13 protein-coding genes are annotated in these 14,569 nt (G+C 58.3%); 9 read left to right on the forward strand and 4 right to left on the reverse strand.

Translation table 11 applies throughout. The annotated features are described in order from the left end of the window. Window positions 1-32 precede the first annotated feature (32 nt). Entirely contained in the window at window positions 33-1,403 is a 1,371-nt protein-coding gene (dcuC, locus tag FG381_RS02125) for a C4-dicarboxylate transporter DcuC (protein WP_139687321.1), read from the forward strand. 125 nt (window positions 1,404-1,528) lie between these two features. On the opposite strand, the gene mscL is transcribed toward dcuC, so the two are convergent. Both mscL and FG381_RS02135 read right to left on the reverse strand, forming a co-directional pair. Further along, the gene (gene mscL, locus FG381_RS02130) at window positions 1,529-2,077 is read right to left on the reverse strand and encodes a large conductance mechanosensitive channel protein MscL (RefSeq protein WP_139687322.1); all 549 of its coding nucleotides are present in this window, start codon (window positions 2,075-2,077) and stop codon (window positions 1,529-1,531) included. 72 nt (window positions 2,078-2,149) lie between these two features. Further along, window positions 2,150-2,908, reverse strand: coding sequence for a DNA alkylation repair protein (locus FG381_RS02135; RefSeq protein ID WP_165697804.1), 759 nt, complete (start codon window positions 2,906-2,908; stop codon window positions 2,150-2,152). Between the two features lie 224 nt (window positions 2,909-3,132). Between FG381_RS02135 and FG381_RS02140 the strand changes: the two genes are divergently transcribed. Together FG381_RS02140 and FG381_RS02145 are read left to right on the forward strand one after the other, a co-directional pair. Then, window positions 3,133-3,843: a nucleoside recognition domain-containing protein gene (locus FG381_RS02140; protein WP_174857850.1), complete on the forward strand. Its 711-nt coding sequence runs from the start codon at window positions 3,133-3,135 to the stop codon at window positions 3,841-3,843. A gap of 134 nt (window positions 3,844-3,977) precedes the next feature. Beyond that, a complete protein-coding gene (locus FG381_RS02145; RefSeq protein WP_139687325.1) occupies window positions 3,978-4,877 on the forward strand; it encodes a DMT family transporter in 900 nt (299 codons plus the stop codon). 94 nt (window positions 4,878-4,971) lie between these two features. On the opposite strand, the gene FG381_RS02150 is transcribed toward FG381_RS02145, so the two are convergent. Further along, window positions 4,972-5,601 carry an NAD(P)-dependent oxidoreductase gene (locus FG381_RS02150; protein WP_139687326.1) on the reverse strand — a complete coding sequence of 210 codons (630 nt, stop codon included), beginning with the start codon at window positions 5,599-5,601 and terminating at the stop codon, window positions 4,972-4,974. 1,249 nt (window positions 5,602-6,850) lie between these two features. On the opposite strand from FG381_RS02150, the gene FG381_RS02155 reads away from it, so the two are divergent. Both FG381_RS02155 and FG381_RS02160 read left to right on the forward strand, forming a co-directional pair. After that, the gene (locus FG381_RS02155; protein WP_139687327.1) at window positions 6,851-7,168 is read left to right on the forward strand and encodes a helix-turn-helix domain-containing protein; all 318 of its coding nucleotides are present in this window, start codon (window positions 6,851-6,853) and stop codon (window positions 7,166-7,168) included. A 258-nt stretch (window positions 7,169-7,426) separates the two neighbouring features. Then, a complete protein-coding gene (locus FG381_RS02160; RefSeq protein WP_139687328.1) occupies window positions 7,427-8,563 on the forward strand; it encodes a HipA domain-containing protein in 1,137 nt (378 codons plus the stop codon). An 81-nt stretch (window positions 8,564-8,644) separates the two neighbouring features. Here the strand turns inward: FG381_RS02160 and FG381_RS02165 are convergent, their stop codons facing one another. After that, window positions 8,645-9,151 (reverse strand): GNAT family N-acetyltransferase, encoded by a 507-nt coding sequence (locus tag FG381_RS02165; RefSeq protein ID WP_139687329.1) that lies wholly within the window; start codon window positions 9,149-9,151, stop codon window positions 8,645-8,647. 278 nt (window positions 9,152-9,429) lie between these two features. Between FG381_RS02165 and FG381_RS02170 the strand changes: the two genes are divergently transcribed. From FG381_RS02170 to FG381_RS02185, 4 genes are read left to right on the forward strand one after another with little or no spacing between them, the layout of a single operon-like run. Beyond that, entirely contained in the window at window positions 9,430-10,413 is a 984-nt protein-coding gene (locus tag FG381_RS02170) for an efflux RND transporter periplasmic adaptor subunit (protein WP_139687330.1), read from the forward strand. 8 nt (window positions 10,414-10,421) lie between these two features. Further along, on the forward strand, window positions 10,422-12,206 hold the full coding sequence (locus FG381_RS02175) for an ATP-binding cassette domain-containing protein (RefSeq protein ID WP_139687331.1): 1,785 nt from the start codon (window positions 10,422-10,424) through the stop codon (window positions 12,204-12,206). Further along, on the forward strand, window positions 12,203-13,360 hold the full coding sequence (locus FG381_RS02180) for an ABC transporter permease (RefSeq protein ID WP_139687332.1): 1,158 nt from the start codon (window positions 12,203-12,205) through the stop codon (window positions 13,358-13,360). The genes FG381_RS02175 and FG381_RS02180 overlap by 4 nt, the downstream gene beginning before the upstream one ends. Before the next feature lie 21 nt (window positions 13,361-13,381). After that, window positions 13,382-14,521, forward strand: a complete 1,140-nt coding sequence (locus tag FG381_RS02185) for an ABC transporter permease (protein ID WP_139687333.1) — start codon at window positions 13,382-13,384, stop codon at window positions 14,519-14,521. The last annotated feature ends 48 nt before the right edge of the window (window positions 14,522-14,569 follow it).

The following is a 14,569-nucleotide window of genomic DNA, read 5'->3' on the forward strand; positions in this document are numbered from 1 at the left end:
TTTTTTCTCTTTCATCCAATAGGACTTCGCTCATGAATCCGATTTTCCCCTGGCTCGGCATCGCCGTGCTCATCCTCTGCGGATGGGCAATCATCAAGAAGTACCAGGTCAACATGGTGCTCCTCCTGGGAGGCCTTCTTCTCAATGCGCTCGCCATCTGGGGCGGCGCTCAGGTATTCCCGGCCAAATTCAACGCCACCGGAATCATGGGTTTCGACCTCGTTGAGTTTCTGCGCACCATTTCGGTTTCTCAGGTGAGCGGCGTCGGCTTCCTCATCCTGATTTCCGGGGGCTTTGCCGCCTACATGCAGGCTATCGGCGCTTCGGACCGCTTCGTCACGGTTTGCGCCAAGCCGCTTTCCTTCATCAAGAACCCCTATCTGATCCTCGCCGCCGTCTTCATCGTCGGCCACTGCCTGGGGCTCGTCATCACGTCGGCAGCCGGCCTAGCAATGCTGATGGTGGTCACCGTCTATCCGCTCATCATCCGCGTCGGCTGCTCGCCCCTGGCCGCAGCCGCCGTCGTGGCGAGCGTGCTCGCGATCGGCTACGCGCCGGCTTCGGGCACGGCCAACCTCGCCTCTCAGATCATCCACCTCGATCCGATCGAATACCTCGTGCGCTATCAGCTACCGATGGCGGTTCCGGTGGTGATTGCCATGGCCGTGGCGCACGTCTTCACGCAGTATTGGTTTGACCGCCGCGAAGGCAAGGGCGAAGTCGCCGACCTCGCCGAACTGGAGTCGAAGCGCCAGAATCTCGAAAAGACGCCCGCCTTCTATGCGCTCATGCCGCTCTTTCCGATTGCGCTCCTTCTCGTCTTCAATAAGTTCGTCTGGGGTACCGGCATGAATGTCGCGACCGCGATGTTCATCGCCTGGATCATCGCCTTCGTGATCGACCTGATCGTCCGGCGCAAGGTGAAGGAATCGTTCGACCTCTCCTTTGCCATGTTCAAGGGCATGGGCTCGATTCTTACCTCGACCGTCGGTCTTATTTTCGTTGCCGCCTTCTTCGCGAAGGGCCTTCAGAACATCGGCATCGTCGACCTCCTCATGAGCGGCGCGCAGTCGATCGGCCTCGGCTATACGGGCACGAGCGTCGTCCTCTCGGCGATCATCGGCGTGGTCACGGTCCTGACGGGCTCGGGCGTTGCGGCCTTCACGAGCCTCGGGCACCTTGTTCCGGATGCGGCTCAGGCTTTCGGCGAGAACGGCATCTCGATGATGCTCATGATGCACACCGCCTCCGAAATGCTCCGCGCGATGAGCCCCGTGGCCGGCGTCATCATCATCGTTGCGGGCTTTGCCAAGGTGAATCCGCTCACGATGGTGAAGCGCACGATCATTCCGTGCCTCACGGGCTATGTGGTCATGCTCGTCACGGTGAACCTGATCGTCTGATCGGCATCCTAAAAACCGCAGAGGTCTCCAGTCAATTTTGACGAGAGACCGTGAAAAGAACAACGCCCGCGGAAGTCAGATCTTCCAGCGGGCGTTGCTTTAATGATCAAAACGAGGACGGCGCATTACTTCGCAGCATTGCCGGAGGCTTTCAGAAGATCGCGGATTTCAGCGAGAAGCTTCAGTTCCTCGGCATTGACGGGCGCCGGCGCAGGCTGAGGCGCAGGCTTTTCGGCAGCAGCCTTCTTCGCCGCCTCATCAGCCGCCTTCTTCTCTTCGGCATTCTTGTCGGCAAGGAGGCGGGCAGCTTCAGCCGCAATGCGGGCGCGGGCCGTCACTACGATCTTGATGAGCCAGAAGACCGAAAAGGCAAGGAGAAGAAACTGGACGACGGCCGTGAGGAAGGCGCCGTAGCCGAAAACCGTGGCGCCCGCCTTGACGAGCGCCTCATAAGTCTGCGGCCCGGTATAGCCTGCGGGAGCATCCTTCAGAACGATGAAGAGGTTTGTGAAGTCCGGACGCCCGACGATGACGCCGAGAATCGGATTGATGATGTCCTTCACGAGACTATCGACGATCTTCGAAAAAGCAGCGCCGATGATCACGGCGACGGCCAGGTCAAGAACATTTCCTTTCGAAATGAATGCCTGAAATTCCTGAAAGAACTTGCGCATTTACTTGTTTCACCTTTGGGTGCGTTTATGGTTTATTGACTGTTGTCGTTCAATCCGCCTTGAACGCTTTCCTTAACGCTTGACGCTCCGGCGGATCGCCGAATCCGTATTTTCCTTGAATTCGCGCGCTTCTGCGCGGGGAACGCGCAGGGACTCGCGAATTTTCTGCGCCGTCCTTCGCGCCGTTGCCGGATCCATGTCGCCTGAACTCACCTTTTCGAGGAAAGCCTCCCGCGTGAGGTGAGCGTCTGTCACATAGAAGATGGAAAGCGCCCAGGCGAGTCCCATGGATACGTAGTAGGCGTCTTCAGCGTGAAGGAGCACGTTGCGGTCGAGCGAAAGCTCGAGCGCACGCGGAAGCGCCGCTTCGTCGAGGCAATGGGAGAGCAGGAACACTAGACCCGTGCGGATCCGCCAGGGATCGTCCGCCGCAATAAGCTCCCGGATGTACCCGAAAGCATCCTCGGGCGCGGCTCTGAAGCACTTCATCGAGCCGGCAAAAAGGTCGCACAAGGCCCAGTTTGTAATGAAAGGCTGATACTGCCGCGCATACCGAAGCCTTTCCGAGAGGGAAAAGCTTTTGTCGAGCGCAATCACGAGGCCTGTTGTCTTCAGCACCTCATGCGCGCGGACCCTTCCCGGCGACAGCGCTTCATCGAGGAATTCTCTCGAGCGGCCGCTGCGGATGATTCGCGCTGCGGCTGCTCTGACCGCGGCCATCGGAACGCCGATGCGGTACGGCACGCCTGGGAGCATGACGCCTTTGGTGTCGTAGATCCGGAAGTCCGCCGCATGAATGAGGTCAAGATGGAGCTCGTCAAGGAGCGTCATTGAAAAATGCCTCTCTGGGACAATTTGAAGAACGCTCCAAAGCATAGCCGGAAGCGCCTCATCAGGAGGCGTCTCCCATTGAAATCCCGAATGCGCGTCCTTGACTGCATGCCGGTACAATGCTTTTCGAAAACAAATCCCAAGCGCCCTTGAAGCCGGGATTTTTCTGAATCTCCCGCCGGGCGCGCCACCTCAGCCAAAGTTCAATCGTCATGCATACAGAAATGCCCTCCCAGGCAGCTGATCCTGCCCAGATTCAGAAAAAGAAGCCCGGCATCGTCGCCTACATCGCCTTCGCGCTTGCCGTCGCGTTCTTCTCAGGCCTGCTCATTACCAACAAGTGGTGGGGCATTTTCGACTACACCGTGCTCCTCGGCGACTTCGGTTCCGTCGTCGCTAAAGTGACCGACAAGGGCGGAGAAATCTCGACCGTCATGTCGAACTTCCGCGGCAAGGGCGGCTCGGGCGCCATCGACGGCTTCATGTTTGCGCTCGCGCTCGTCCCCACCATCATGCTCGCCACGGCCATGATTGCGGTCTTCGAATACTACGGCGCCCTCAATGCCGCAGAACGGCTTCTGAACCCGGTTCTGCGTCCCGTCCTAGGACTCCCGGGGTGCTGCTCGCTCTCGATCATCGCCTCCCTCCAGTCGACCGACGCCGGCGCGGTGCTTACCCGCACGCTTAAGGAATCGGGCGACATCACCGAACGCGAAACGCTCATCTTTGCGGCCTTCCAGATGACCGCGGGCGCCGCCATCGGCAACTTCCTCTCGAGCGGCGTGGTCTTCTTCTCGCTTCGCGGCGCCGACGGCTCCCTCGTTGTTCCGACGACGATCGGCACCTGCCTCGGCATCATTCTCCTCGGCAAGGTTCTCTCCGCCAATCTCACGCGACTCGTCTTCATCCGTGAGGACAAGAAAGCTCAGTCCTGAACTCCTCTGAGCTCTCAAGCTTCGAAAGCCGGCCTTCCTCGGAATGCCGGCTTTTTTGCATGCTCGCCGTCGCGAATGCCTTACGGCGACCGCTAAAATAAAAGAATTGCCGCCCAAAAAAGAGGAATACCCGCATGCGCAATCTCCCCTACCACCTTCTCGCGCTTTTCGTCGTGATCTGCTGGGGTCTCGCCTTCGTAAGCACCAAGGTGCTCTACGCCTACGGCATGGGCCCCTGGGCCGTTGTCGCACTCCGTGCCGTGCTCGCCTACGGGCTTCTCATCTTCATCGCGCCCAAAAATCTTTACGCCGGAAGCTTCAGAAACGAAGTCACCGTTGCGCTCCTCGGGTTCGCGAGCGTGCCGCTCTCCTACGGGCTCCAGAATCAGGCGCTCGTGACGGGTCAGGCTTCCACCGTCGCCGTTCTCGTCGCCATGGGACCGGTCCTCACGGGCCTCCTCGCAATGGCGGCGCTCCGCACCTGGAAGATGCACTGGATGACGATGCTCGGTCTCGTTGCATCCGTCACGGGGGCGCTTCTCCTCTACTTCGACGCCGTCGTCATGCAGGAGCTGTCACAGAGAGGCTTCATCCTCGGCATTGCCGCTGCGGCAGCCTATGCGCTCTATGCTCTGCTTCTTCGCGCGCTCGGCGACCTGCCGCCCCTCTTCGTACTGAGGAAAGCCACGGGCTACGGCGTCATCGGCGCCATTCCCTTCTTTCTTTCTGAAGGGCCCACGGAAGTCATCCTTCTCGCGGATCCTGTGGTCATCGCAAACTTCCTCTTCCTCGCGCTCGTTGTTTCAGCGATCGGCTGGGTGCTCTGGCAGACCGCTGAGCGTCGCGTCGGCGCGACGGCGGCCCGCATCTACACCTTCATCTGGCCGCTCGCGGCTGTCCTCGGCGGCATCTTCATCCTGGATGAAGCCTGGAGCTACATCGGCTTCATGGGGGCCGGGATGATCCTCTGCGGCGTCATCAGTGCGCAGACGGGACTTGCCCGGGTTGCCCTCGAAATGGCAAAACGCTACTAACGCGGCGAATTTGCGCGCTGCAGAAAAAGGCCTTCCCGGTTCAAGCCGGAAAGGCCTTTTTGCTCTTTAGCTGGAACCCTAAAGCGTCAGAGCATCAGGAGCGGACCGAGACCTGCTCGTGCGCATGACCGCCATTGGCGATCAGATCCACCATCGCAAGCGCATAGTCGGCATAGCTCACCATGCTCTCGCCATTGGCGTTGACGGAGAAGTCGTCGCTTCCGAGCACGTATTTCCCCGTTGCGGGCGCATCCGGCAGGAAGGCGGCAGCCGGGCTCACATAGGTCCACAACACATCGGAACGTGCCTTCACCGCTGCAACCTGACGGCGCTGGGCGTCGGCAAGCGGGAAATATTCCTTCGGGAAGGACGGTTCATCCACGACCTGGCGGGTGTGCTGAGGATCGAGCCAGAGGCTGCCGGCGCCGCCCACAACATAGAAGCGCTTCCCGGTGCCGGAAAGCAGATCGCAGAGATGCTCTGCGGTTGTGATGTGAAGCGGAATCGTTTCCGCCGTCCAGAATCCGAGCGCGTCGACGACGACGTCAAAGGGGCTGAGATCTTCCTTCGTGAGCGCCATGACGTCCTTCACAAGAACGTTTCTGGCTTCGGATTGATTTTCACTGCGAACCACCGCCGTCACATCGTATCCGCGGCGAAGCGCTTCCGCGACAATCAGGCGGCCGGACTTGCCGTTCGCGCCAATCACTGCAATCTTGAGCATGATGAATTCCTTTAAGTGCGTAGTTCGATATCGAACTATCCGTAAATTTACGCCAATTCCCGAAACTCGTCAATATTGTTCGATATCGAACGTGTAACAAAGCGTGTCTTAGTTCAATCGAATGCCCGCGGGGAGAGAGAAAGAAGCGCATGTCTTTAAGGCTCTCCAGGTTCCAGACTGCAGCTGCGAATCACGAAATGGATGGATTGCCGGGCTGGAACTCCGTTTCCATCAGCTGACCCGCGCGATTTTCATATGCATCAAGACTCAATTGGAGATTCAGCTCTTCAATTCCGTCAAGGGATGAAGTGCCGCATCGCGAGAATTCAATCCAGGGATCGTTAAGAGAAGAATGCAATCTTCAGTAATGGTCAGAATATTAATGTCATCAAATCAATTGAATGAGTTAGTGAGTTATGATGACTTTCACCGCAATCATATTATTTTAAGAAACTAATAATGGATATTAAAAAATGAGTGCATAAGTTAAGAAATGCTCATTGAGATCGTTCTCATTGAACGAAAGAAACAAGCATCGAATAAATTAATTGAAATCGAAACACACCACAATCCAAAAGCACTGCATTCGCAAAAGAATCAAAATGACGACAAAAGAGATGATTCGTTCATTTTTTCTCACTGGAAATCAATAAATATTGAACGCAAACTTCATCAGAACAAACGAGTGACATCGTTCGCTATCAGAAAGCACAGGTCACCCAAAAAACCAATCGACACAACCAGAACACTCAGCATCTCGATCATCAATTGATGTCAAGACTACTATTCTTTCATCTCATTCATTCAATCACTGTACATTCTTATGCAATATCATTCTTATTCGATCTTCCATTCACTTTGAATCAAATTATCGGCGAGGCGCAGGAGAAATCCAGCGGCTGCACAAGACGCATCGAGCCGCAGCAGGGGAGGCATCCCAATCGAAATCGTTATCGAAGACCCGGGAGAATCACTCGTCACTAATTCATGATGGATAGGACTCCAGCGTCCAGCAGGCCCTTCATCAAAATTTATGAATTCTTATATGAAGAATATGCTATATATAACTTTTTAAGCTATTGTATATTTCATGTTATGATATTTATTCACGCCTCAGAAATCATTCCGGAAGGCCGGAAACGGGTCCTTTTCGGGATATTTTCCAAATACTTGCCTACTTCCGGAAGCAAGTTTATAATTCGCATAATCATGCGAATTTACGCTCATTAATCACTCTAAAATTGATGTTATGAGACCATCCATCGCTGTCGAGGACGCTGTACTGACACTCGGCGCCAATATACGAAATGCCCGCCTCCGCCGCCGGCTCCCACAGTCTGTTGTTGCAGAACGTGCCGGCGTTTCACTCAATACCCTGTCCAAAGTGGAGAATGGCGACTGCGGAGTATCGATCGGCAATATTGCTTCCATATTGAACGCTGTCGGCCTTCTCCCCCTCCTCTCTTCTCTTGCATCCTCTGAGAATGATGATGCGGGACTTCTCATGGAAGAAAAAAATCTTCCCCGGAGAATCCGCCAGAAGAAGAAGCCTTCCCTATCTTCCTGATTTCAATATCCGGAAGCTGTCATTCGGAATCCCTCTTCCACTAATGACTTTTTATATTCTTTTTTCATTATGAAGCAGATCGAATTCAGACGCTGGGAAGTCCGTTCAGCGGCACAATCCGGAGCGCCGTTGATCGGGGAACTTTTCTTTCCGATTAATGCGGAAGGAAATGAAATGGATGATGCTTCAAATGATTCAGCGAATGATTACTTGAGTGAGAAAAAGAATAAAAAAACCGTCGGAAGCAGAATAACGAGGATGAATTCGACTTCTTCATTCCGTCAGCCGCTTCTCCCCAGATTCCGTTATTCGACCGAATGGATTGAATCCGGCTTCGCGTTGGGTGCTGACCTCCCTCTTGAAAGCGGCGTAAAAATGCCCGCCCGGGGAAAGCAGCTTTTCGGATTTCTCGCTGATCGCGCGCTTTCGCCGCAATCCGGATCCATCTTTCAATCCGCGAGGAATGCCGGATCGAAAATAATGGATGGGTCAGAAGCGTTTCGCAATGCAGGAGAAATGGAAATGCTGTCGCTCCTTCTGCCGCATCGGGATGCGCATGCAGGAGGAGCCGAATTCTATACGGACGGCGTTCAGGCGGGGAGCGCCTCTCGAATTCCCAATGAATCCTCGAGTCTCGAAAGCATTCTCTATGCGCTTCATGCAGAAGAACGCGGCCGGGCCAATCTGAAGGCACTGATTGATCTCTCTTCCGCCACTGCCCTTCCCGGCCGTCATACGGCGCAGGTTGTCGTCTCCGGGAATGAAGAAAAGGCGCTGACCCTCAGGCGCTATTCCGATCTGATTGATGCACCCCTCTGGCGCGAAGTCTTCATGCAGCTCGCACGGGACTGCGGCATTGCCTGCGTGGATACCCGGCTCGCCGACACCATGGGCGCCCGCGCCCTCTTTGCCGACCGCGCCGACAGGAATGATGGCCTGAAGCGCTTCACGCTCTCCGCGCGCACGCTGTCGCCCGAAAGATCCGTTTCCTATCTGGGGATCGCCGACATTCTCAATCGCGAGGGTGCGGTGCCCAGGCTTGATCTGCCGCAGGTATGGCGCCGCATGGTCTTTTCGCTTCTGACGGGCGCGGAGGACAGAGGCGAAAAATGGCTCTTCTACCGTACAGATTTAGGCTGGCGGCTTGCGAAAACGCATGGATTTTCGCCTGCCTCGGGCGCGGCGCGCAGGCTGACCGTTGACGGGCGGCGGCCGCTCGCGTCGCTCGATGATGCCGTCCGCCTTGCCCCCTACTTTGCCATGACGCTTGCTGATGCGAAGGCGAGCGCCCAGGAGATGCGCCGCGTGCTCTCCTTCTGGGAGGATCGTGCGCTCGAGCTCGGCGCTGATGCCTCCGAAGCCGAAATGCTCTCGCCGGGCTTTGAAGCCTATTGAAGACGTATCGAATGCACCAAGCAAACGCCCGGAATCCGCACTGGAACTCCGGACGCTTCGCCTATCAGCTGCGTTCAAAGCTTATTTCGCAACCTTGGCCGCGCGAAAGTCAAGCTCCATGTCGTACCAGACAGCGCCGCCATGGACGGACTTCGAAATGCCGCAGTTGACGAATCCGAAGCCCGAATAGAAATCAATGAGATGCTTCTTGCAGGTGAGGATCACGCCGTCGCGTCCTTCCTGACGCGCCTTTTCAATAAAAGCGCGCATCAATGCGGAAGCGTAGCCCTGATGCTGCTCCTCAGGAATCACGGCAAGACCGAAAATGGACTGCCAGTGGCCGTCAGGGTTGTGCATCTTCGCGTCGGCAAACATCTCGTCGCAGATTGTGCGGTTGTCCGTCACCATGCCGTCAATGAGTCCGACGGGACGGTCATCCTTCATCAGGATGAGAAAGCAGTCGGAAAAAGCGCCGAGACGCTCGACAAAGCGCTCTCTGCTCGCCCTTTCCGCAGGCGGAAAGCACTTTGCTTCGATCTCAGTAACAATGTCGACATCGGCCGGCGAAGCCGCACGAATGGAAAGCATTTAACCCCCTCTTTAAACTCAGGTGCATTCCTTCAATCCTGGGAACCGGGCATCCAGACATCAGCGTATTCAAAGGAAGCGTGAGGGGACATCTTAACTTAGCCTTATGTCCTCATGCAGATTCTCCAGGTACCTGGCATTGGCTTTTTTGCCACGTTCTGCGGACCGCTTCTGTTTTCCCGGACGATTACGCTCTTCTTACGCATCGAGCCGCAGCCCGGAAGCCCGCTAAAATTTCTCCCGAGCATCTCTCTTCCTTTTGCCTTCTGCTCTTTCCCATGAAAGCACTGCGCATCGTTTTTGTCCTTCTTCTCATTGCGCTCCTTGCGGGGGCCGCCTGTTGGTTCAGAACCCATGAGGAGAGCGCGCCCCTCACCCGCGCTTGGGGGAATGTGGACACGAGGCAGATTTCGCTCGCCTTTGAGGCGTCCGGACGCATTCTGGAACTTCTCCCCGAAGAGGGAGCGCCTGTGAAGGCGGGAGAGATGATCGGGAAGCTCGATACGGAAGCCCTCAGGATCGAGCGGGACCGGGCTCAGGCAGAACTCGAGCGCGCCTTGGCCCAGGCCTCTCTTTCGCGCGAAGGCTATCGCGCCGAGGATATCGAGGCGCAGCGCGCGCAGACGCTCGCGCTCCAGTCCCGATTCGAGCTCGCCCGCCGCACCTATGTCCGCCAGAAGGAACTCGCCCGGGCGAACGTTTCGAGCCAGCAGAACCTTGACGATGCGGAGCTCTCGCTTGAAGCCTCCCGGCGCGAACTCAAAGCTTCCGAAGCGCAGCTTCATGCGCTCGAAGCCGGGCTTCGGCCTCAGGAAGTCGCCGCTGCGGAAGCGGCGTCAAGATCTGCACGCGCCGCCGTCGCCTCGCTCGACTATCAGATCGAGAAGGCCTCGGTTCTCATTGCGCCCGCCGACGGCATTATCCGCACGCGGCTTGCAGAACCCGGGGACATGGCCTCTCCCGCGAGAACGATCTATCAGCTTTCCATCGTTTCGCCAAAATGGATCCGCACCTACGTGACGGAAAATCAGCTCGGGCTCGTGAAGGAAGGCGCCGAAGCCGTCATCTCTACCGACACGATCGGAGAAGTCAAGGCGCGCGTCGCCTGGATTTCCAGCACGGCGGAATTTACGCCCAAAACCGTGCAGACAGCGGAACTGCGCACCGCGCTCGTTTACGAAGTGCGCCTTGAGGCGGACGACCCGGAAAACCGCCTTCGCCTCGGCCAGCCCGTCACCGTCGACTTCATTCCCGGGAATTGAGCTCCAGAATGCCTGATGCCCATTGCTTTCCCGTTGAAGTCAAAAACCTCAGAAAAACCTTCCGGGGTCCTGACGGGAAGCCTTTTGCCGCCATCGACAACCTGTCAGTCCTCATCCCGGAACCCGGCGCCATCGTGAGCCTCATCGGCCCGGACGGCGCAGGAAAAACCACGCTGCTGAGGCTCCTTGCCGGGATCCTGACGCCCGAGGATGGTGAAATCAGGCTCTTCGGCAGACGCCCCGATACGGATGATCCGGACTTCGTCGCAATGCTCGGCTTCATGCCGCAGCGCTTCGGCCTCTATGAAGAACTTTCCGTCTGGGAAAACTTCCGGATTTTCGGCGCCCTGAGAGGGATCCGCGGGCGAGCGCTCGAAGCGCGCTTTCGCGATCTTATGACGCTCTCCGGCTTGAGGGGGTTCGAATCCCGTGAGGCCGGAAAGCTCTCGGGCGGCATGAAGCAGAAGCTCGGGCTCTCGTGCTCGCTTCTGGCTGAACCCAAAATTCTGCTCCTCGACGAGCCGACCGTGGGCGTTGATCCGCTCTCGCGCCGGGAACTCTGGCGCATTCTTCGGGACATGCGCGACCGCACCGGGATGACGGTGCTGGTCTCCACGGCTTATCTTGATGAAGCAGAAGCCGCTGACCGCACGATTCTGATTTCATCGGGGCGCCTCATCGCCGAGGGCGATCCGCGGGAGCTTGCCCGGGAGACCGAGGGCCGCACCTGGCTCGCGCGCGCCGGGGACGAGCGCCGGACGCTCGCGCTCGCACGAACGCTCATGCGCGAAGTCCGGGCGGCAAACCCGAGGGCTCCCTGGCTCGATGCCGTACCGCACGGGAATGCCGTCAACCTTCTCTCCCCGGAAGACGCGCGCAGCGGCGCTTCTGAGGAAAGCTTCAGGACGCTCCCGGAGGGAACGAAGCTTTCGTCCCGGACGCCCGCGCTTGAAGACGCCTACTGCGCGCTCACCTTCCCCCGCGCCGACCGGACCGATTCACTCCGGATACTTCCTCCCGCCTATGCGGTTCAGGAACCGGAGGCGGTTGTTGCCAGAAGCATCTCCCGCCGCTTCGGGAGCTTTACGGCCGTTGAGGACACGAGCTTTTCCGTTAAAAAAGGCGAGATCTTCGGACTCCTCGGCCCCAACGGGGCCGGCAAGACCACAACATTCCGCATGCTCTGCGGGCTTCTGCCGCCATCGGGCGGAACGATTTCCGTGGCCGGCTCCGATCTGCGAACGGCAAGGAGCGCCGCACGCGCCAAGGTGGGCTACGTCGCGCAGAAATTTTCTCTCTACGCGCAGCTCTCCGCCCGGCAGAATCTGGAATATTTCGGCGCCTGCTTCGGCGTTGCCGGTCAGACGCTCGACAACCGGATCCATGAACTCACAACGGGAAGCGACCTCGGAGAGCGGCTTCAGTCGATCACGCGCGAACTCCCCTTAGGCGCCAAACGCGAGCTCGCGCTCGCCTGCGCCCTCATTCACCGCCCGGCCATCCTCTTTCTCGATGAAGCTACCTCCGGCGCCGACATCGCCGCACGCCGCGCCTTCTGGCGGCGAATCGTGGGTCTCGCCGAAACGGGAACCACCGTCATCGTGACCACGCATTTTCTTGAAGAGGCTGAATACTGCGACCGCTTCCTCATTCAGGATGCGGGCCGCGTGCTGACGCTCGGCACCCCTTCGGAAGTCCGGCATGAAACCGGGGCCGCGAGCATTGAGGAGGCCTTCATCTCCATCGTGACCCAGGCGCGCCGGGAACGCGCAAATGAGGAGACGCCGTCATGACGGGCGCGCGGTTCTTTTCTCCGGTCCGCTTCATGACGCTTCTCATGAAGGAATTCCGGCAGATGATCTGCGACCCGGCGACCATCTTCCTCGGCACCATCCTTCCCGTCATTCTGATTCTCCTCTTCGGCTGGGGCCTCTCGATGGACCTCACCAAAGTCCCCGCAGCGATCGTCGAAGGAGAATCCACGCCGCTTGCGCGCGCCGTCACCCAGGAATTCGTCGGGAGCCGCTACTTCGACATCACGACGCTCAAAAGCAGAACGGAAGCCGAGGCGCTTCTCTCAGCCCGCCGGATCGAGGCGATCATCGACATCCCGCAGGGCTTTGAGGAGGACGCATCCAGAGGCGAAGGCGCGATCGGCCTCACGATCCACGGGGTCGACGCCAGCGCCGCAACGATCATCCGCACCTACGCCAAAGCCGCGATCGCGCTCCTTCAGGAGAAGATTGCGCTCCGCGGGGACGGCGCCGCCATGACGGGCGTGAGCGGCGGAAGCGCCCGGGGCGGCGTCATGATGCTTTCACGCTCCTGGTTCAATGAAGCGAATACCTCCGCCTGGTACCTTGTTCCCGGGCTCTCCATCGTCGTTCTCACGCTTTCGGCGAGCTTTCTCGGAAGCATCGTCATCGCCCGCGAATGGGAGCGGGGAACGATGGAAACGCTCTCCATCACGCCCGCAACGTCCTTTGAGATTGTTCTCTCGAAGTTTCTCGCAAACTATGCGTTGATTACCGTCGGAAGCCTTCTCACCTTCCTCACGGCCGTTCTGATTTTCGACGCACCCGTGCGCGGAAGCCTTCTTCTCCTCGCGCTCACCATTCTCTTCTACACGGCCTGGGCCATCAGCTTCGGACTTTTTCTTTCGGCCTTCCTCAAGAGCCAGTTCGTCGCGATCCAGCTCGCCGTAATCGGGAGCTATCTCCCTTCCCTCATTCTCTCGGGGTATCTCTTTGATCTCAGAAGCGTCCCCGCCTTCATTTCGGCGGTCGGCCATCTGATGCCGCCCACCTATGCGATCGAGTCCGTGAAAATTCTCTATCTCTCGGGAGGCCCGGAGCACATCGTCCTCTCAAACCTCGCCATTCTCGCCGCATGGGTGGTGCTCTTTCTCGCGCTCGCACTCGCCGCGACGAAGAAGCGCCTCGATTAACCGGAAGGAGGAGCCAGAGACATGTCGAATTCTTCCTTCCTTTCCTTCATGGCCGCTCTCCGGGCCTCACTCCAGAGGCTTCGCGCACTCGCCCGCAAGGAGCTCATCACGCTTCTGCGCGACCCCGGCATGCGCCGGATTCTCGTCGTTCCCATCATCGCGCAGTCGATTCTCTTCGGCTACGGCGCGACCTTCAATCTCGAGGAAGCCCCCTACGTCATTTACGACGCCTCGCGAAGCCCCGCGAGCGAACGCGTGATCCGGAGAATTGAAGCAAACCGCATCTTCGTGCGCGCGGGCGTTCCTCAATCCTACGAAGCCTTCGAGAAGGCCGTGAACGACGGCGACGCGCTGATCGGCCTCTATTTCCCGGACGACTTCGCAAGGAAGCTTGCCCGGGGCGAGCCCTCGGAAATCTTCGTGGCTGCCGACGCGCGAAACACCACCACCGCCAACGTGGCGACCGGCTACGTCTCGGCCATCATCGAGTCCATCGCCCGCGAGGACGGCACGGCCGGTCCCATCGAGGTGCGCGAGCGCTACCGCTACAACGAAAACGGCATCACCCGCTACAACATCATGACGGGCCTTATTCTCGGTCTCGCCATGATTCAGGTCATGCTCCTCGCGGGCCTCGCGATTTCCCGCGAGCGCGAGGAAGGGTCCTTCGACATGATGCTGATGACGCCGCTCTCGCCCGTGGAAATCTTTATCGGGAAAGCCGCCGCTCCCATCCTCATCGGCGTTTTCCAGAGTTTTCTCATTTTCGCCGTCTGCCGCTGGTGGTTCGGCATCCCCTTTGCCGGGTCGCTCCCGCTTCTCTTCTTCGTGGTGGCGCTTTTTTCAACGAGCATCGTGGGCCTCGCGCTCGCCATCTCCGCCTGGGCGAAGACGCTCCAGCAGTCGGTGGTGCTCTCCTTTATTCTGCTTCTCCCCTCGCTCGTCCTCTCGGGCCTCATGACGCCGGTGGCCGCCATGCCCGGATGGATGCAGACCCTCACCATTCTCAACCCCGTCCGCTACGGCATCCTCACCATCCGCATGATCTATTTTGAGAATGCCGGGATGAGCGACATCCTGCCCTACCTCTGGCCCCTTGCCGTGATTTCGGCCGTAACCATCCCGGGCGCCGCCTGGCTTTTCCGAAACAAAGTCGTGTGAAGTCTCCCGCGCGAGAGAGAAAAAGCCGCAGCACTGACATGAGGCTGC

The sequence above is a fragment of the Sutterella faecalis genome (genome assembly GCF_006337085.1).
Lineage (GTDB): Bacteria > Pseudomonadota > Gammaproteobacteria > Burkholderiales > Burkholderiaceae_F > Sutterella > Sutterella faecalis.

Excerpts from the sequence above, each read along its gene's own strand:
- FG381_RS02135 (WP_165697804.1), bottom strand. The coding sequence starts at position 2,908 with ATGACGCTCCTTGACGAGCTCCATCTTGACCTCATTCATGCGGCGGAC.
- FG381_RS02175 (WP_139687331.1), top strand. The coding sequence starts at position 10,422 with ATGCCTGATGCCCATTGCTTTCCCGTTGAAGTCAAAAACCTCAGAAAA.
- FG381_RS02155 (WP_139687327.1), top strand. The coding sequence starts at position 6,851 with ATGAGACCATCCATCGCTGTCGAGGACGCTGTACTGACACTCGGCGCC.
- mscL (WP_139687322.1), bottom strand. The coding sequence starts at position 2,077 with ATGCGCAAGTTCTTTCAGGAATTTCAGGCATTCATTTCGAAAGGAAAT.
- FG381_RS02170 (WP_139687330.1), top strand. The coding sequence starts at position 9,430 with ATGAAAGCACTGCGCATCGTTTTTGTCCTTCTTCTCATTGCGCTCCTT.
- FG381_RS02140 (WP_174857850.1), top strand. The coding sequence starts at position 3,133 with ATGCCCTCCCAGGCAGCTGATCCTGCCCAGATTCAGAAAAAGAAGCCC.
- dcuC (WP_139687321.1), top strand. The coding sequence starts at position 33 with ATGAATCCGATTTTCCCCTGGCTCGGCATCGCCGTGCTCATCCTCTGC.
- FG381_RS02160 (WP_139687328.1), top strand. The coding sequence starts at position 7,427 with ATGAATTCGACTTCTTCATTCCGTCAGCCGCTTCTCCCCAGATTCCGT.
- FG381_RS02185 (WP_139687333.1), top strand. The coding sequence starts at position 13,382 with ATGTCGAATTCTTCCTTCCTTTCCTTCATGGCCGCTCTCCGGGCCTCA.
- FG381_RS02180 (WP_139687332.1), top strand. The coding sequence starts at position 12,203 with ATGACGGGCGCGCGGTTCTTTTCTCCGGTCCGCTTCATGACGCTTCTC.
- FG381_RS02165 (WP_139687329.1), bottom strand. The coding sequence starts at position 9,151 with ATGCTTTCCATTCGTGCGGCTTCGCCGGCCGATGTCGACATTGTTACT.
- FG381_RS02145 (WP_139687325.1), top strand. The coding sequence starts at position 3,978 with ATGCGCAATCTCCCCTACCACCTTCTCGCGCTTTTCGTCGTGATCTGC.
- FG381_RS02150 (WP_139687326.1), bottom strand. The coding sequence starts at position 5,601 with ATGCTCAAGATTGCAGTGATTGGCGCGAACGGCAAGTCCGGCCGCCTG.